Raw genomic sequence first — 18664 nt, 5'->3', positions numbered from 1 at the left:
CGCGCCCGTCGTTTGGTTCAGTCCTCGAATGCCCCGAGCGCACGCAGGATGCGCTCCGGGGTGAAGGGCATCTCCGTGACCTGCGCCCCAAGCGGGCGAAGGGCGTCGTTGATCGCGTTCATGACAGCCGCCGGGGCACCGGCCGTGCCGGCCTCTCCCGCCCCCTTGGCGCCCAGTTCGCTTTCGGCGGTGGGCGTCTCGACATGGCCGATCTGCATGTCCGGCATCTCGGCCGCCATCGGCACGAGGTAATCCGCCATCGAGCCGTTCAGCAGCTGACCGTCGCTGTCGTAGTGGATTTCTTCGTAGAGCGCGCCGCCAAGGCCCTGCACGATGCCGCCACGGATCTGTTCGTCGACCAGTTGCGGGTTGATGACCCGCCCGCAATCCTCGACGCACCAGTGCTTCAGCAGTGTGACGACGCCGGTGTCGGTGTCGACCTCGACGTAAGAGGCCTGCACGCCGTTGGTGAAGGCGAAGGGATAGTCCATCGTGATGAAGTGCCGGGTCTGCACCAGTTCGCGCGGCAGTCCCTTGGGCAGGGTGTCGCCCCGGAAATAGACGATCCGGCCCAGTTCCTCCAGCGGCAGGCGCGCCTCACCACTGTCGGCGTTCACCACCTGACCGTCGCGGATGTCGAGCGCGCCACTGTCGGCCTGGAGCATCGAGGCCGCCACATCGAGGATCGACTGCCGCAGGGCACGGGCCGCCTGAAGGGCTGCCTCTCCGCCGATGCCGGCCCCGCGCGACGCCCATGTGCCGCCGCCGTAGGGCGTGACCTGCGTGTCCCCGGTGATGACGCGCACCGACGAGGGCGGCACACCGACTCCTTCGGCGACGACCTGGCTCAGCATCGCCTCGGTGCCCTGTCCCTGCTCCGTCACGCCGGACAGCGCGACGATGGAGCCGTCGGGGTCCATCCGCACCGTGCAGCCGTCCTGAGCCGAGATCCGCGCCCCGCCGATGCCGTACATGAAGGGCGAGGGGTTGGTCAGTTCGATGAAGGACGCAATGCCGATGCCGCGCCGCTTGCCCTGCTTCAGCGCCTCCGCCTGATCGGCGCGGAGCGCGTCGTAGTCCATCATGGCCACCAGCTTGTCCATCGAGGCATGGTGCGACAGCCCCTCGAACCGCATCTTGGCGGGCGAGGTCACGGGGTAGGCGTCGTCGGCGTACATGTTGCGGCGCCGGATTTCGACCGGGTCCATGCCAATGGCGGCGGCGGCCATGTCCACCAGCCCCTCGGTGATCGCCACGGCGATGGGGTGGCCCACCGCACGGTACTGGCAGGTCGGTGTCTTGTTCTGGAACACCACCGTCGTCTTCGCCCGGTAGTTGGCGAAATCGTAGGGCCCGCCGCAAAGGTTCACCACCTGGTTGCCCTCGATGGCCGAGGTGCGCGGATAGACGGAATACGGGCCGATCCCTGTCCAGTCGTCCACGTCGATAGCAAGGATCCTGCCATCGGCATCCACCGCGATCTTCGCCTCGATCTCGTGGTCGCGGGCGTGGATGTCGGTCGAAAAGCTCTCCAGCCGGTCGGCGATGAACTTGACCGGGCGGCCCATGACCTTGGCGATGGCAGCGGTCGCGACCTCGTCGGGATAGACGTGAACCTTGATCCCGTAAGACCCGCCCACGTCGCCGCAAATCACCCGCACCCGGCCTTCCGGAACGCCGAGGTGCTCTGCCAGAACCGTCTGGATCATGTGCGGTGCTTGAGTCGCATGGTAGGCGGTCATTTGCCCTTCGGCCGGGTTCCAGTCGACGAGGATGGAACGCGGTTCGAGCGTGACGCCGGTATGACGCGCGGTGCGGAAGCTCGCGGAGATCACCTTGTGGGCAGAAGCCATCGCGGCCTCTACATCGCCCTCTTCGTGCTGACGCTGGAAGGCGAGGTTGTCGCCCAGGTCGGGATGGATGACGGGCGTGTCGGGGTCGAGCGCGGTCATCGTGTCCGTGACAACGGGGAGCGGGTCGTAGTCCACGTCGATCAGGGCCGCGCCGTCCTCTGCCGCGGCGCGGCTCGTGGCGACGACGGCCACCACGGGTTCGCCCACCCAGGTCGCCCGGTCGACTGCCAGCGCGTGCTGCGGCGGGGACTTCAGGCCTTTCAGGTGCGCCAGAACGGCGACCCAGGGCGTGCAGACCTGGGCCAGGTCGGTGCCGGTGAAGATCCGCAGCACACCCTTCACGTCCTTGGCGTCGGCCATGTCGATCCGTTTGATCCGCGCGTGAGCAAAGGGCGACCGAACAAAGGCCACATGCACCATGCGGGGCAGGGTGATATCGTCGACGTAGCGCCCGCGCCCTTGCACCAGCTTCGCGGCGTTGGGGCGGGGGACCGTCTTGCCGATGTAGGAATTGGGCCGGTCGGGGTTTCCGAATGCGATGGTCATGCGCGGCCCTTCCCGGCGCGCGCCTGTGCGACGCTTTCGACCGCGTCGACGATGGACTCGTAGCCTGTGCAACGGCAGTAATTGCCCGACAGGTGTTCCCTGATATCAGCCCGCGATGGGACGGCGCCGCGGCTCAGCAGCTCCTCTGCGGCGACCAGCATTCCCGGCGTGCAGAAGCCGCACTGCAGCGCGTTGCGCGCGACGAAGGCGTCCTGCAGGTCGGAGATGGTGCCAACGTCGGTCAACCCTTCGACTGTCCAGACCTCTGTCCCGTCGGCCTGTGCGGCCAACATCAGGCAGCCACGGACCGCCTGTCCGTCGACCCTGATCGTGCAAGCGCCGCAGACACCGTGTTCACAACTCGCATGGGCGCCTGTCAGCGCCAGTTCCATGCGCAGAAAATCGACGAGATGTTGTCCGGCGGGCACGCGCGCCTCGACCGGTTCGCCGTTCACGGTCAGGGAAATGTCCACCTTGTCGCGGAAGGCCTGTGTCATGGGTTGTCTCCTTCGATGCGCGCCACGGCACGCCGCAAAAGCACGCCTGCCAGATGCCGTCGGTAGCTGCCGCTTGCTTGGGTGTCGGAGGGCGGGTCGATCTCTTTGCGCAGGGCTTCGACCGCCGCCTCTGTGTCGCCCGCGTCGAGCGCTTGCATCGCGCCGCGGGCCAGCGTGGGCACCGGCCCGGCAGAGAACACCGACAGCCGGTGCCTCGCCTTGCGCCGGACGAGGCAAAGGCCCGTCAGAGCATAATCGCCGGACCGGCGCGCGACCTCCTCGATCACCTGCACTTCGTCCGGTTCTGCCTTCGGGACGGAGATTGCCGTCAGGATCTCTCCCTCCTCAAGCGCGGTGGTAAAGACGTCCTCGAAGAAGTCCTCCACGGAAATGTCGCGCGTGCCGGCGCTGCCGCTTGCGTGCATCGTCGCGCCAAGTGCCAGGGCACAGGCGGGGAATTCGGCGGCAGGATCGGCATGGGCCAGCGCCCCGCCGATGGTGCCGCGGTTGCGGATCGCGGCGTGGGCGATGTAGTCCACGGCCGTGGACAGAAGGGGCGCATGGGCGCGGATCATCGGGTCGTTGCCGACCTGCGCATGCCGCGTCAGCGCGCCGATCCGAAGGCGGTCGCCGTCCTCGCGGACACCGGAAAGGTCTGCGATACGGGAAATGTCGATCAGCATGTCGCCTTCCGAGAGGCGCATGTTCATCGCTGCGACAAGGCTCTGGCCGCCAGCCAGAAAACGACCAGCCCCCTCCGACCCGGCCATCAGCTCCAGCGCGTGCGCGACGTCGACAGCCCGGGCATATCCGCCCGCCGATGCCTTCATGATGGTATCCTCCCTCCATGAGCGCGACCCGGCTTTTGCCTATTATTGATCGTATGCTCACTACTGTTGAGCGGATGATCTATAAAACTGTGAGCATTACAAGGAAAATTTGCTAAACGGGTTCCGGGACAACGAACCGGGGACACCGTCGTGGACAAAGAAAACGAACAGGACAGGGACGCGGGCACCCGCCGGAGACTGCCTCCAAAGGAACGGCGCGAGCAGATCGTGAACGAGGCCGTGCGCTTCTTTGCCGAGGTCGGACTGGAGGGGAATACCCGCCAGCTGGCCAAGCGACTCGGGGTCACGCAATCCCTTCTTTTCAAATACTTCGCCACCAAAGAAGAGCTGCTGGAGGCGGTCTACGAAAAGGTCTACCTGGGCCGTTTGTCCAACGACTGGCCCGACCGGCTCACCGACCGGTCCGTGCCTTTGAGGGCGCGACTGCTGGCGTTCTACACGGAATACAGCGGGCTTATCTTCGAACATGACTGGATGCGGATATTCATGTTCTCGGGCCTCGCCGGGGCGGCCCTGAATAACCGCTACCTCGAACACCTGGGCAACGTGATTCTCCGCCCGGTGCTGGCGGAGACGGCTGCTTTGACGCCCGGACAGACGCAGCCCACCATGGAGGATCTGTGGAACCTGCACGGCGGGATCGTCTACATCGGTATCCGCACGCACATCTATGGGTTGCCCGCTCCGGATCATCCCGAAGAGGTCATCGCCCGGGCCATCGACAAATACCTTCGGTTCTTCGGTATCCCGCACGACGCCTGACAGCGCGGCGTCCCTGCGAAAGCGAAAAGCGCGGCCCCGGAAGAGGCCGCGCTTTCGGTTCGTCCAGACGGTGCAGGCTCAGACGATGTTGAAATCGAGCCCGAAGATCAGCGGATCGTGGTCAGAAGAGGCGTAGACGCCGTCGTTGTAGAAGTCCGGATCGTTGAAGCTGGTGTCGTATCCGATCAGGCCGGGTTCGTCGGCGTTGATGTGCCACTCCGCCGCGCCGGTGACATGCGCCGCCAGTGCCGTGTCGGCCAGCCCCTGATCCAGCGTGCCCCGCTGGCCGTCGAAGACGTAGGAATACGCCTCATCCTGACCGCCCGGCACGAAGGTGTCGATCAAGTCGACCAGACCGGCGTTATCGTCGAGATACTGGACCGCGTCTTCCTCGGCGTAGGAGTTCATGTCGCCAAGCAGGGCATAGTTCGTGGTGCCGCCGCCATCGTAGGTGTTGGCGATCCAGTCGGCCAGTTCGACCGCCGCGTCGAGGCGGACCCCGTTCCAGAAGCCCTGACCGTCACCCTGATCGTAGTTGGGATCGGCATAGAGGTCGGCCAGCAGTCCCTCGACAGTCGTGTAATTGGCGTTGCCGGGGTTGTTGGTCAGCCAAGTTTCCGCGTCTCCCGCCAAGTTGTCGAGCCCGCTCGGCCCCTTGGATTTGAAGTGCGAGGACACGACGGTAAACGTGTTGCCGCTGGCATCCTCGAAGGTCGCGGCCACGGACGGACGGTTGCGCTGGTAGTCGTCGAAGCTGCCCCCGATGTAGCTTGCCAGATCCATGGCGATGGCCGCCGTCGCATCGGCAGAGGGTTCCGCGTACACGAGGTATTCGGAGTGCAGCAACGTCACGGCGGACGCATCGTAGATGATCCCCGTGGTGATCGCATCCTCGCCGATGAAGTCCCCCGTCCCCGTCGGATCGACGTAGGCATAGGTGGCGGCGGTGCCCTCGGCGTTCAGCAGATCGACCAGCGTGCCGATGGCCGTGGTGCCGTTGTTCTCGATCTCCTGCAGGGCCAGAACCTCGGCGCCGGTGCCGATGATGCCGTCGACGATCTTGGCGGACTGGCGGGCGAATTCGTCCGCAGTGTCGGCGCCGCGCGGATCGAGATCGCCGTTCGGTCCGGTGGCGTTCGAGCCCTCGTCAATCGTGGTGAAGAAGTTCAGCACGTTGTAGGAGGCTACCTGCAGGCTGCCGCCCACGTCCGGCGCGGTGGTCGGGCGCGGGTTCGCGCTTTCGTCGAACACCAGCGTATCGGTGACCTGCAGCGTCCATTCGTCAAAGGCGAAGCCCAGCACGCCCTCTATCGGCTGCGCGATCCCGGTGCCGAGGCGCACGGTGGAGCCCATGTCCCCGAAGTCGTCGGCCTTGTCGAGATAGTCGTTGCCGTCCAGCGGGTTGTTGTCGGGGATGTACTGGAACTCGTCGGGATTCTGGCTGCTGACGCCGTCATCCAGAAGGAGCGAGGCATTGGCGTTCTGTTCGGCCAGTGCCGCGATTTCGGCCTGTTCGGTCTGGGCGTCGTAGATCTGGGTCGGTTGCACCTGTGTGCCCGCCGAAACCGAGATCTGACCATACCGTGCGAGGTTGTAGTTCTCGTTGATCGTCAGCGGGTCCATGGTGCCCGAGACGACCTCCAGCCGCATCCCCTCAAGGCTTTCCCAGTCGGGGACGGTGTCCGGCGACAGAGCGACCACGGTCGCGGAAGGCAACGGGTTGCCGGAGGACTGGACCACGACGCCGGAGACCGAGGTGATTTCCGTCAGGCCGAAGAACTCCGTCACCGATCCGGTGACCTCGACGAGATCGCCAAGCGTGACGGCATAGCCGCCGCCCGTATAGACGTAGATGCCTTCGGAGGTCGCCATGTCACCGTCGCTGTCAGCGTCTTCTTCCTGTAGCCAGAAACCCTCGTCCGTGAGCGCGGTGACGATGGCCGACGCGGTGACCTGCTGGCCAACCAAGGCTGAGGCATCGCCAGCGCCCTGGATCTCTGAAATCAGGGTAATGTCCTCGACCGGCGGCTCGACGACCGCATCCGGATCGGCGGTGACGATGACGTTGTCGAGGTAGACCGCCTCGCTGCCGGAGTTGCTGTCGAACTCCACGATCAGTTGGGCGCTGTTCACGGATGCGTCGACCGTGGCCGACAGGGTGTTCCACGCGCCTTCGATGCCCAGGTCGTCGATGTCCTGCCAGGTGGAGTCGAGCAGGATGACCTCGCCCGCGTCGGTGGCGACGTAGACCTTCAGCAGGTCGTCGGATTCGTAGCCGGTCGATTGCAGGAAATAGTCGATGGAGAAGGTCAGTTCGCCCACGTCCGTCAGGTCGAGCGTGTCGAAGGACAGCCTCAGCAAGCCATCCCCGTCCGACAACTCATACCCTTGAAGGCCATCGCTGTAGGCGCCGACGACACCGGCATAGTTCTGTACGCCGATGAAATCGCCATCTGACAGACCCACGTCGCCGCGGGTGTTCACCCAAGTGAGGTCAAAGCCAAGCTGACCGGCAGAGGCTGCAGTGCTGTCCACGGTGGCAAGGCCCGCGCGGTTGGGCACCTCGGCCTCTTCGCCAAACGCGGTCTGGCCGTCAGAGGCATCGTCGAGTTGGTACTGCGCCCCGGTGGCTTCGGTCTCGAAGCTCTGGGTCACCTGGAAAATCTCTTCCAGCCGCACGTTGTCGAGATAGACCGCCTCGCTGGCGGAATTGGAGTCGAACTCCACCACCAGAGATGCCTCGGTCACGCCGTCTGGCAGCTTGGTGGACAGGGTCTGCCAGGCCCCCTCGATATCGAGGTCGTCGATGTCCTGTCCGCTTGTGTCGATCAGTGTGAACGTGCCGAGGTTGGTTTCCACCACGATACGCAGCAGGTCATCGGCTTCCCAGCCGGTCTCGACCAGGAAGGTGTCGAGCGAGACCTTCAACACGTGGTTCTCGGTGCGGTTGGACAGGTCGATGGTGTCGAAGGTCAGACGCAGCAGGCCGTCCGCATCCGACAGCTCGTAACCTTTCTGTCCTTCGCTGAAGGCGCCCACTTCGCCCGTGAAGGATTGCACGCCGATGAAATCGCCGTCCGAGATGCCCACGTCGTTGCGGGTGTTCTCCCACTCAAGGTCGAAGCCCCACAGCCCGGCGGATGCCTCGGTGCTGTCGACGGTCGCAAGTCCGGGCACGTTGGGCAGGTCTACGACGTCGCCCAGCTCGGTCAGGTTGCCGGTCGCCGGGTCGTAATCGTACTTGCTGCCGCCTGATTCCGTCTCGAACCCCTGCGTGACGGCGATCTTCTCCGATACATCGTTGACGGTCACGGTGATCGCACGCGCGTCGCGTGCACCGTACTCGTCGGTGACCACGACAGTCAGCTCGTAGGTGTTGTCGGTGTCGGCGTCGGCCGGGGCCTCGTAGTCCGGCCCGGCCCCGAAAGTGATCGTACCGTCATCTGCAATCTGGAACAGGGACGCGTCGTCGCCTTCAAGGGAGTAGGACAGCACAGCGCCATTGTCGGCATCTGTGGCCGAGACGGTGGTGACGGCGGTGGTGTTCTCATCCACTGTAATCGCCGGGTCGGAGACTGTCAGGACAGGCGCGTCGTTGGTGCCGGTGACGGTCACCGTGACGGTTGCGGTGTCGGTCCCGCCATAGCCGTCGTCGACGGTGTAGGTGAACGTGTCCTCAAGCGTCTCGCCCTCGGCCAGCGCGTCGAAGGTGGGCGTGTAGGTGATCTGCCCGTCCGCCATCGCGACCATGGCCCCCAGCGCCGAGGTGGCGTCCACGGAGGTGATCGTCAGCGTGTCACCGTCAAACTCGGTGTCGTTCGACAGGAGGTCGGCGACGTCGAGGGTGATCGCCGTGTTTTCCGTGGTGGCCGCGGCGTCGTCGCCTGCCAGCACGGCATTGTTCGTCCCGTCGAGGAAGAGCGTGTAGTCGTCCGCCGCGAAGTAGAGCGCCTCAACCTTCTTCAGCACGTCGACCGAGGTCACGGCGCCCTGGGCATCCGTGATTGTCACGATGGCGGTGGATGCGTTGAGGGCGTGGTGGCGACCCTTCTTGAGGCCCGACAGAGCGATGTCGGCGTCAAGGATGGAGCCAGAATAGACCACGGTGTCGAAGCCCCGGTCGCCCATGATGAAATCGAGGCCGTCAGACGCGATCACCGTGTCGTCACCGCTCCGGCCAAAGATGAAGTCCGTGCCCTCGGTGCCGGTCAGCATGTCGCCTCGGCGGGTGCCGAATTCGAAGTTGAAGGGATTGGAAAAGGCACGGCCGAAGGCCCGACCGTTCAGAGCGTGGTGAAACATTGAGAGGCCCCAGTTGCTGTCATTTGTTGTTTCCTGACAGCCTTTGGTAACAGAGCCTTGACGTCCAGCTTTATGAGCGCGGCTCACAACGCTGGCGCGAGTTTTTGCCGATTGGTCAAAAAATCGCAGGAATTATCGGCGCATGCCGTAAAGGCACTTTTGGGTGACGTAAGGACAGTTTTGCGCCTGTCGCCGCGCTGCATTGGTGCCCGGCGGACGTGTGATCGGCGATACGCAGCAATGATTCGCCCCTCGGGCGGGCGCAATGGGGCAGATGATCGCGCATGGTCGTGCCCATGATCACCCCTTCCAGAAGGGGCACAAATTGCCAAAACGAGCGGCGAGACCGCGTGCTGGACGAAACGGCAACCGCTCGCCACGAACTCTGCCGGTTGGGGGGCTGCCCGCTGCCGAACCGCCGGATTTCAGTGCGATGCAACGGCCCGGGCAAGAACTCGCCACGGACAGAGCGACGCGTTGCCCGGCATTTCCTGCGCCGAGTCGCGTATTCTTTGAGATTTTCCGGGTCTGGCTGTTCGTTGATGGCGATCGTTCTCGGAGCGATCAGTATCAAGGGAGGATACCATGAACTATCTTGCAACCGCGCTCCGCGGCACCGTCGCCGCATCCATCATCCTGGTCGGCGCAACCGGCGCCCATGCGCAGAATTTCGTGAACGTGCTCACCGGGGGCACCTCGGGCGTTTACTATCCGCTCGGTGTCGGCCTGTCGAACATCTATGCCGAGAACATCGACAAGGTGCGCACGCAGGTACAGTCCACCAAGGCCTCCGTCGAAAACCTGAACCTGTTGCAGGACGGCCGGGGCGAGATCGCCTTTGCGCTGGGTGACAGCGTCGCGGCGGCATGGGCCGGGGACGAAGAAGCCGGTTTCCCGGAGAAACTCGACAAGCTGCGCGGCATCGCGGGCATTTATCCTAACTACGTCCAGCTTGTGGCCCTTCAGGAAAGCGGCGCGACCACGCTGGCGGACCTTGCGGGCAAGGGCGTTTCGGTTGGCGCGCCCGCGTCCGGTACGGAACTCAACGCGCGTGCGATCATGGGGGCGGCGGGCATGTCCTATGACGACCTCGGCAAGACCGAATACCTGCCTTTCGCGGAGTCGGTCGAACTGATGAAGAACCGCCAGCTTGACGCCACCCTGCAATCGGCGGGCCTGGGCGTGGCGTCCATCCGCGATCTCTCCACGTCCGTTCCGATCACCGTGGTCGAGATCCCCGCATCCATCGCCGAAACCCTCGGTGCGCCTTACCGGGCGGCGGTGATCCCCGGCGGCACCTATGACGGGCAGGACAGCGACGTTCCGACCGTGGCAATCGCCAACTACCTCGTGACGCACTCGGACGTGTCGGACGAACTGGCCTACCAGATGACCAAACTGCTGTTCGAGAACATCGAGACGCTGACCTCGTCGCATCAGGCGGCGGCACAGATCAAGCTGGAGAATGCGCTCGAAGGCATGCCGATCCCGCTCCATCCCGGCGCGGAGCGCTTTTACCGGGAACAGGGTCTGATCAACTGATCAGGGACGGGTTCACGGCGCCGCGTGCCCCCGCGCGCGGCGCGCGTGCCGTTGTCGAGGGAGACAGACATGACTGACCAAGCCGCACCGCCGGTTCCGGCGGAGACCCATGGCGTGACCTTCCCAGCCGGAAGGGTAGGACGTTTCCTGTTCTGGATCGCCGTGATCTTTTCCCTGTTCCAGATCGCCACCGCGGCGCATCTGGTGGACATGCCCAGCCAGATCGTCCGGGCCATCCACGTGGGTTTCCTCATGGCGCTGAGCTTTCCGCTGGTCGCCTACGCCCGCGAGGCGGGGCCTGTCCTGCGCGCCCTTGCCTGGGCGTTGGCCGCCGCCGGTTTGCTTGTGGCCTGCTACCAATGGGTCGAGTACCGCGACCTGATCCTGCGCGCGGGGCGCCCGACCTCGGCCGATATCGCCATCGGGGTGATCGCGCTCGTCACCGTCTTCGCCGCGGCCTACTGGATGATGGGCATCGCCCTTCCGATCATCGCGGGCCTGTTCCTGCTGTACTGTCTCTTCGGCGAGCATCTGCCCTACCCGCTGGACCATCGTGGGTACGCCTTCGAGCAGGTGATCGACCATATGGCCTTCGGGACCGAGGGCATCTACGGCATCCCGATCTACGTGTCTTCGACTTATATCTTCCTTTTCATCCTCTTCGGTTCGTTCCTCGAACGGGCGGGCATGATCCAGCTTTTCACCGACGTCTCCATGGGGTTCTTCGGGCACCGGCAGGGCGGCGCCGCGAAGGTTTCCGTCGTCTCGTCCGGGCTGATGGGCACGATCTCCGGCTCCGGTGTCGCCAACGTCGTGACGACCGGGCAGTTCACCATTCCGCTGATGAAGCGCTTCGGCTACCGGGCGGAGTTCGCGGGCGGTGTCGAATCCACCGCCTCGATGGGCGGGCAGATCATGCCGCCGGTCATGGGGGCGGTTGCCTTCATCATGGCCGAGACCTTGGACGTGCCCTATGTCGAAGTCGTCAAGGCGGCGCTGGTGCCGGCCATCCTCTACTTCGCATCGGCCTTCTGGATCGTACATCTCGAAGCGGGCAAACACGCGCTGCGCGGACTTCCGCGAGAGGATCTGCCGTCGCCCTTGAAGGCGGTGAAGGACGGCTGGATGCTGCTGGTTCCGCTTGGTGTGCTGGTCTACCTGCTGTTCGGAGGGTACACGCCGCTGTTTGCCGGCACGGTCGGGCTTGGCCTGACGGTCCTGCTGATCCTCGGCGGCTCAATCGTGCTGGGCCTGCCGTCGCCTGCGCTGCGCACCGTCTTCTGGATCGGGCTCGGCCTTGTCACGGCGGCCTTCCTGCAGTTCGGTACGGATGTGCTTTTCGGGGCCGTTGCGGCTCTGCTGATCTGGTGCGCACTGTCCAAGGGCGGCCGCGAGACTCTGTCCCTGATCCGCGACAGCCTGGCCGAGGGCGCCCGCACCGCGCTGCCGGTGGGAGTGGCCTGTGCGCTTGTCGGCGTCATCATCGGCACCATGACCCTGACCGGGGCGGCCAACACCTTTGGCCAGTTCATCGTCTCCATCGGCCAGCAAAACCTCTTCCTGTCGCTGGTGCTGACCATGATCACCTGCATCTTCCTGGGCATGGGCATACCGACGATCCCCAACTACATCATCACGTCCTCCATCGCCGGACCGGCGCTGCTGGACCTTGGGGTGCCGTTGATCGTCAGCCACATGTTCGTCTTCTACTTCGGCATCCTCGCCGACCTGACGCCCCCCGTGGCTCTGGCCTGTTTCGCGGCGGCACCGATTGCCAAGGCGAACGGGCTCAGGATCTCGATGGAGGCGATCAAGGTCGCGGCGGCGGGCTTCGTCATCCCGTTCATGGCGGTCTACACACCTGTCCTCATGCTGCAGCCGGGTGGACCGCTGGCGGAGGCCATCGGTTTCTGGCCTGCGGTGGCCTACGTGGTGTTCAAGACGGTTGTCTCCATCGCTCTGTGGGGCGTGGCGGTGATCGGCTGGCTCGGTCATCGGCTGGGCTGGCCGGTGCGTGCCCTGGCAATGGGCGCGGCCTTCACGCTGATCGCCTCGCTTCCGATGACGGACGAGATCGGTTTTGCGCTGGCGCTGGCCGTGGCGGCGCTGATCTGGTTCGGCGGGCGCAAGGCGGCAGAGGCATGAGCGCGCTGTGCATTGGGGCCACCGTCGCCGCGTTGGCTGCGCAGCAGTTCACGCTGTCCTGGACGCATTCGGTGGAACACACCGGTTGGCAGGAAACGTGGGTTGTCGAAGAGGATGGTCTGCACCTTGTCCGAAGCGCGGTGCAGGGCTCTGGGGCCGGGATGGAGCCCGGCCCGGACGCCCGGTTGCAGAATGGCTGGTGGGTCTGGGACAGCGACGTGTCGGTGGCGGAGCTGATGCTGGCCGCCTCCGGCGCGACGGGGGGCGGATGGCAGTTCTGCGCCGGGGCGGAGTGCCGGGAAATAGGCGCTGTCTCCGGCGCGCCCACACGCATCGCCCCTTGCGACGAGGGGAGTTCCGCCGCCGCATCACTCGTGTCAGAGTAACGCCATGAGACCGCTTCGTCACAGGGCCTTGTGGCCGCTGGTTGTATTCTGTGCCGCGCTTGCGGCCGGGGCGGCAGGCATTGCGGCGTGGCATGTGGCGAAGGGCGCGCTGGCGCAGCGGGTGGACCAGTCGCTGGTTCTGACCGCGCGGACCATCGAGGCAGAAATCGAGCGGTTCCGTTATCTGCCGTCCATCGCGCTCGAAGATCCGCGCATTCGCGCCGCCGTCGTGACGCCGGGCGACACCGCAATGACAGTGACCGCCAGCAGGGCGCTGGAGGTTATCGCCCGGCAGTCGGGCGCCGACGAGCTTTTCCTGATGGATGACACCGGCACCGCGATCGCGTCGAGCAACTGGCAGGACGACCGCAGCTTCGTCGGTGAGAATTACGCTTTTCGACCCTACTTCAAGAACGCGATGAACGGTGGGGCGGGCCGGTTCTACGCCGTGGGCGTCACCACCGGAGAGCCGGGCTATTTCCTGTCGTCGCGCGCCGACATCGCCGGGCGCCCCGCGGTGATCGTCGTGAAGGTCGACCTCCGCCCCTTGCAGGACACCTGGGTCGATGCCGGGGACACGCTGGCGGTGGCCGACAGTTTCGGCGTCATCATACTTTCGGGGCTGGAGGACTGGCTCTACCGCCCGCTGCTGCCGCTGTCGCCGGAGGACCGCGCCGCCATCGTCGAGGAGCGTGTCTTTGCCGGCCTCCCGGTTGCAGAGCGTGCGCCCCTTCTGGAGCGGCCCGGGCAGGAGGACGTGCAGGTCGACGGCAGCAACCGGCTTCTCAGGCGGCAGGCGCTTCCGGTGGATGACTGGGTGCTCCTGGGCAGCACGTCGCTGGCGCCGGCCGTGCGCGGGGCGTCGATCACGGCCGGTGTCGTATTGCTGACGGCGCTGGCCCTTGGCGCGCTGATGCAGACGTGGTGGCAAAGGCGCCGGCTGATCGACATGCGGCTGCGACAGGGGGCCCTGCTGGAAGCGCGCGTGGCCGAACGGACCGCCGCCCTGGCCATCGAGATCGAAGAGCGGCGCCGGACCGAGGACGACCTGCGCGCGGCGCAGGATGCCCTGATCCATTCCGAGAAGATGGCGGCGCTTGGGCGGATGTCGGCGGCCATCGTGCATGAGATCAGCCAGCCGCTCGCTGCGATGGAAGCCACTCTGGCCGCCACGCTCCTGTCCGGTACGGTCACGGATTCCTACGCCACATCGCGGATCGAGAAGGCGCGCAGCCATATCAGGCGGATGCTGCGCACGATCCGGCACCTGAAGAGCTTTTCACGCAAGGAGGCCGGAGAGCGGTCGCCGGTTCCGGTGGACCCGGCCATCCGGAACGCCATGGAACTGGTCGCGCCGCGCGCGTCAGCAGGCGGCGTCTCCATCGGCTTCGATCCCGAAGGTCCGGTGCCGGTGGTTCTCGCCGGGCAGGTGCGGCTGGAACAGGTGCTGGTGAACCTGTTGATGAACGCGCTCGATGCCGTCGCCGGGCAGGACGGTCCGCGCATCCGGGTGGAGCGTCGACAGTCGGAAACCGCTGTCGAGATCGCCGTCGTCGACAACGGACCCGGCATTCCCACGTCGCTGTTGACCCGGGTGGTGGAGCCGTTTTTCAGCACCAAGAAAACCGGCGAAAGCCTCGGTCTCGGCCTGTCCATTTCACGCAACATCGTCGAGGAGTTCGGTGGTCAGCTGACGCTGTCGAATGCGGCGGGGGGCGGTACATGCGCGCTGCTGACCTTCGAGGCGATGGCCTCCGACAGGATCGCCGCGGCATGACCGGGGCCCGCGTCTTCGTCGTCGACGACGATCCCGACCACCTTGAAGGGTTGTGCGACCTGATCTCGGCGGTTGGGCATGAAACCGTCGCCTTCGACGTGGCGTCGGCGGCGTTGACCGCAGCCACCGCCGCGCCGCCCGACCTTGTGCTGACCGATCTGCGCATGCCTGGTCTGGACGGAATAGGCCTTCTGGACGGACTGGTCGATGCGGGTTGCGACGTGCCCGTGGTGGTCTTGACGGGACACGGAGACGTCGCGCACGCGGTCCGCGCTATGCAGTGCGGCGCGGAGGATTTCCTCGAAAAGCCGTACGACGCCGAGCACCTGATGTCGGTGATCGAACGCGCGCTGAAGACCGGGCGCCTTAAGGCCGAAGTCGCGCGCCTGCAGACGCGGTTGGAGGAACAGGCGGACTTCATCGGCGAGAGCCGGGCCATCGCCGCGCTTCGCGACACCCTCGCCGAGATTGCTCCGCTGGCCATCGATGTGGTGCTGACCGGGGAAACCGGGACCGGCAAGGAACTGGCGGCGCGCCTGCTGCATCACCGTGGACCGCATGCGCAAGGGCCGTTCGTCGTGGTCAACTGCGCGACCCTGCCCGAAGTCGGGGCCGAACCGATCCTGTTCGGGGACCCCCGCGCCGCCGCGGACGGTGCCCCGAACCCGGGGCTGATCGCATCCGCCGACGGGGGCACGCTGTTCCTCGACCAGATCGACACCCTGTCGATGGCGTTGCAACCGAAACTGCTGCGCATCCTGCAAACCCGCGAGACGGATGAGATCGCGGGGCCGCGCAAGCTGGATTTCAGGGTCATTTCCTCGGCTTCCCGCCCGCTGCGCGACGCGATCCGGCAGGGCACGTTCCGCGAAGACCTGTATTACCGGATCGCGGGGTACGAGGTCGCGCTGCCCGCCTTGCGGCAGGTGCCGTCGGATGTGCCACTGATCTTCGCGCATTTCCTCGCCGCCGCCGCCGCGCGGCACGGGCGCCAAACGCCCGAGATCACCTTTGACGACCGGAAGGCGCTGCAAAGCCACCACTGGCCCGGCAACGCCCACGAGTTGCGGATCATGGCCGACCGGCACGTGCTGGGGCTGCGGCGCCCGCGTGCGGTGGCGCGGGACAACGGTTCGGGCGCCGTGGTGAACACGGGCCAGACGCTGCGGGATCTCGTGTCCGACTTCGAAGCCAAGGAAATCAGCCGCGTTCTTGACCAGTGCAATGGCAACACGGAGACGGCGGCCCGCATCCTGGGCCTGCCGCGCCGGACGCTCAATGACAAGATCGCCAAGCTGTCGTTGGCCGCAGGGCGCAGGAAGTGACTTGTCGGCTGTTGTTGTGGCCAGCTTTCCTGCCGCGCGATGCCTGGCTCTCCCGGCGAGACACTGCCGGAGGTGGCAATGGCCGAGACGTGAGACCTAGGTCTCAAGCAGGATGAAGCGGGCCAAGTGATGGTCGTGCAAGGCGTCTTGCTGGCTGCTTATCCCGAATTTCGGACGCGCAGCAACAGCGGCAAGGGATAAAAGACGCTGCGGACCGGGGCCATGCATGTACTTATTGGCGCCGCAAGGCGCTTCAGAGGTCGCGCACTGGCTTTTGCCGCCGCGTCCCAGTCGCACGGCCAAGAGCCGCTCAGGGATCGAGGCGCGCGACCTCTACAAGGGCCGTGTGTGCGCTGCAGCCCTGGCCGAGTTTCGAGGTCCCCACGTCCTTCGTCAGCACGTTGGGGTTGCCGTCGAGGTCGATGTTCCCGCCAGGATCGCTATACCAAGCGCCGGTCGGCAGGGCGACAACGCCGGGCCTGATGTCCTGCGACACTTGCGCCCGGGCACGGCAGGCTCCGCGTGCATTGAAAACGCGCAGGAGGTCGCCGGATTCGATCTGACGCAGTGCCGCATCGTCGGGATGGATGACCAGAGGTGCGGGCCGTGCGCCCGGCACATCCGCCAGCGCACTTTCGAGCTGGCTGTGCAGCTTGTCGCCGGGCTGGGGCGAGACGAGGTGGAGCGGCGTTTCCGCATTGGCGGACCCCAGCCATTCGGACGGCGGCAACCAGACCGGGTGACCGGGGCAGTCCTCGTAACCGAACCCGTCAATGGTTTCCGAGAAGATCTCGATCCGGCCCGAAGGCGTCCCGAGCGGCGCCCGGGCCGGATCCGCCCGAAAGGGACCGAAGTACGAATGGCCGATGCGCTCGGAGCGGATCGGCAGCTTGATCCAGTTTTGCTGCCGCAAACCGTCGAGGTCCGGGATATCGATGCCTTGTGCGACTGCCCGTTCGCGGAAGTCGGCATACAGGATCTCGATCCAGTCGTCAGCGCTGCGGCCTTCGGAAAACACCTCTCCTTCTCCGACCCGCTCGGCCAGTGCCGCGAAGATGGCGTAGTCGTCGCGCGCCTCGCCCACCGGCGACACCAGCCTGGGCATATGGAACAGGTGATCGTCGAGGCTGGAGCGGCCGATGTCTTCCCGCTCATATGGGGTGGTCGCGGGGAAGACGATGTCCGCGCGCTTCGCCGTGGCTGTCCACCACGGTTCGTTGACGATGATCGTCTCGGGCTGTTGCCAAGCTTCGTGCAGGGCGTTCAGGTCCTGGTGGTGGTGGTACGGGTTGCCGCCCGCCCAGTAGATCAGCCGGATGTCGGGGTAGGGCGTGCACTGACCGTTGAAGTCGTAGAGTTGTCCGGGATTGCGCAGCATGTCGGCGATGCGGGCCACGGGGATCCTTGTCTGCACCGGGTTCGACAATTGCGAGAAGGTCATCCCCGACATGGCGTCGAGGGTCTTGCCCACGCCACCGATCGCCCCGTAGCCGTAGCCCACGCCGCTGCCCGGACGGCCGATCTGCCCAAGCATCGCGGCCAGCACGGCGGACATCCAGTAGGGCTGTTCCCCGTGTTCGCCACGTTGCAGCGACCAGGCAACCGTGATCAGCGTGCGGGTCCTTGCCATGCGGCGCGCGAGGTCGCGGATCGTGTCGGGTTCGGCCCCGCATAGCGGTGCGGCCCATTCCGGGGTCTTCGGGGTGCCGTCGCTTTCTCCCATCAGATAGGGGCGGAAGCGGGCGAACCCCTCGGTGTAGCGGTCGAGGAAGGCGTGGTCCGTCAATCCTTCGCTCTCCAGAACGTAGGCCAGTGCCAGCATCAGCGCGGTGTCCGACCCGGGCCGGACAGGCAGCCAGTCGCAGCCTTCGGGGGCGTCCGAGCGCTGCGGCCCGACGTTCAGACAGTACATCCCCTTCGCAAGGCAACGTTGCATCCAGCTCGCGGTGTCGTGATCGGTCACGCCGCCCATGCTGACCTGCGCATTCTTCGGATTGATCCCGCCGAACATCACCAGCGTTTCAGTATGGTCGTGAATCGAGTGCCAGCCCTCTTGGTGCTGGTAGAGCAGCGAGAGGAAGTCGATTCCGAAGACGTGCGGCATGATCGATTGCGCGCAACCGGTAGAGTAGCTGCCGAAAGAGGCGACATACCCACCGATGCTGTTCAGGAACCGGTGGACCTGGCTTTGCGCGTGGTGGAAACGCCCGGCGGAACTCCACCCGTAGGAGCCGCCGAAGATCGCCTCGTTGCCGTGGGTCTTGCGGATGCGGTCTATCTCGGCGGCGGCGATGTCAAGCGTCTCGTCCCAAGGCAATTCGACGAAGTCGTCCGTGCCACGTCCGCTGCGCTCCCTGGTGTCCAGCCAGCCACGGCGGATGGAAGGGCGTGCGACCCGCGAGCGGTGATGCACCGCCTGCGGAATGATGTCGGGTATGCGGGAGGGATGCGTATCGCCCGAGAAGGGCCGCGTGGCGACAATGCGGTCGTTCTCCACGTCCACTTCGAAAGCGCCCCAGTGGCTCGACGTGATCCTGGTGAAGCGTGCGGCGGTGTCGTCCATGATGCGTCCCTGGCTCCGGCTGGTTCCTGTGGCTTTCCCTAGCCAACATGGATCGGCGCGCCAAGGGAGAGAGTGGCGGATACACCATTCGTAGGGGTGGCGGAGATCAGGCGGG

General features: G+C 65.5%; 11 protein-coding genes. 6 read left to right on the top strand and 5 right to left on the bottom strand.

The genetic code is table 11. The features are described 5' to 3' along the window. Positions 1-17: 17 nt before the first annotated feature. The 3 genes from ABFK29_RS19460 to ABFK29_RS19450 are packed head-to-tail and all read right to left on the bottom strand — an operon-like array spanning position 18 to position 3726. Positions 18-2399: a xanthine dehydrogenase family protein molybdopterin-binding subunit gene (locus tag ABFK29_RS19460; RefSeq protein WP_005859936.1), complete on the bottom strand. Its 2382-nt coding sequence runs from the start codon at positions 2397-2399 to the stop codon at positions 18-20. Then, a complete protein-coding gene (locus tag ABFK29_RS19455) occupies positions 2396-2896 on the bottom strand; it encodes a (2Fe-2S)-binding protein (protein WP_005859934.1) in 501 nt (166 codons plus the stop codon). The genes ABFK29_RS19460 and ABFK29_RS19455 overlap by 4 nt, the downstream gene beginning before the upstream one ends. Continuing rightward, the gene (locus ABFK29_RS19450) at positions 2893-3726 is read right to left on the bottom strand and encodes an FAD binding domain-containing protein (protein WP_005859932.1); all 834 of its coding nucleotides are present in this window, start codon (positions 3724-3726) and stop codon (positions 2893-2895) included. The genes ABFK29_RS19455 and ABFK29_RS19450 overlap by 4 nt, the downstream gene beginning before the upstream one ends. Before the next feature lie 150 nt (positions 3727-3876). Here ABFK29_RS19450 and ABFK29_RS19445 point away from each other — a divergent pair, with 150 nt between their 5' ends. Beyond that, positions 3877-4509 carry a TetR/AcrR family transcriptional regulator gene (locus tag ABFK29_RS19445; protein ID WP_005859930.1) on the top strand — a complete coding sequence of 211 codons (633 nt, stop codon included), beginning with the start codon at positions 3877-3879 and terminating at the stop codon, positions 4507-4509. A gap of 78 nt (positions 4510-4587) precedes the next feature. Here the strand turns inward: ABFK29_RS19445 and ABFK29_RS19440 are convergent, their stop codons facing one another. After that, positions 4588-8811, bottom strand: a complete 4224-nt coding sequence (locus ABFK29_RS19440) for an ExeM/NucH family extracellular endonuclease (RefSeq protein WP_005859927.1) — start codon at positions 8809-8811, stop codon at positions 4588-4590. A 585-nt stretch (positions 8812-9396) separates the two neighbouring features. Between ABFK29_RS19440 and ABFK29_RS19435 the strand changes: the two genes are divergently transcribed. The 5 genes from ABFK29_RS19435 (at position 9397) to ABFK29_RS19415 (ending at position 15986) form a co-directional block, all read left to right on the top strand. Beyond that, positions 9397-10353, top strand: coding sequence for a TAXI family TRAP transporter solute-binding subunit (locus tag ABFK29_RS19435; RefSeq protein ID WP_005859926.1), 957 nt, complete (start codon positions 9397-9399; stop codon positions 10351-10353). 69 nt (positions 10354-10422) lie between these two features. Further along, positions 10423-12498 (top strand): TRAP transporter permease, encoded by a 2076-nt coding sequence (locus ABFK29_RS19430; RefSeq protein ID WP_005859924.1) that lies wholly within the window; start codon positions 10423-10425, stop codon positions 12496-12498. Beyond that, positions 12495-12884, top strand: a complete 390-nt coding sequence (locus tag ABFK29_RS19425) for a DUF1850 domain-containing protein (protein WP_005859922.1) — start codon at positions 12495-12497, stop codon at positions 12882-12884. Before ABFK29_RS19430 ends, ABFK29_RS19425 begins: the two co-directional genes overlap by 4 nt. A gap of 4 nt (positions 12885-12888) precedes the next feature. Further along, positions 12889-14661: a sensor histidine kinase gene (locus tag ABFK29_RS19420; RefSeq protein ID WP_157136516.1), complete on the top strand. Its 1773-nt coding sequence runs from the start codon at positions 12889-12891 to the stop codon at positions 14659-14661. Next, positions 14658-15986 (top strand): sigma-54-dependent transcriptional regulator, encoded by a 1329-nt coding sequence (locus ABFK29_RS19415; RefSeq protein WP_005859917.1) that lies wholly within the window; start codon positions 14658-14660, stop codon positions 15984-15986. The genes ABFK29_RS19420 and ABFK29_RS19415 overlap by 4 nt, the downstream gene beginning before the upstream one ends. A 310-nt stretch (positions 15987-16296) precedes the next feature. On the opposite strand, the gene ABFK29_RS19410 is transcribed toward ABFK29_RS19415, so the two are convergent. Next, positions 16297-18549: a molybdopterin-dependent oxidoreductase gene (locus ABFK29_RS19410; RefSeq protein ID WP_005859915.1), complete on the bottom strand. Its 2253-nt coding sequence runs from the start codon at positions 18547-18549 to the stop codon at positions 16297-16299. Between the last annotated feature and the right edge of the window lie 115 nt (positions 18550-18664).

Origin of the sequence: Sagittula stellata E-37, assembly GCF_039724765.1 — a bacterium.
GTDB lineage: Bacteria > Pseudomonadota > Alphaproteobacteria > Rhodobacterales > Rhodobacteraceae > Sagittula > Sagittula stellata.
The sequence above is the reverse complement of the archived record's forward strand: the minus strand, read 5'-3'. Positions and strand labels throughout refer to the sequence as shown.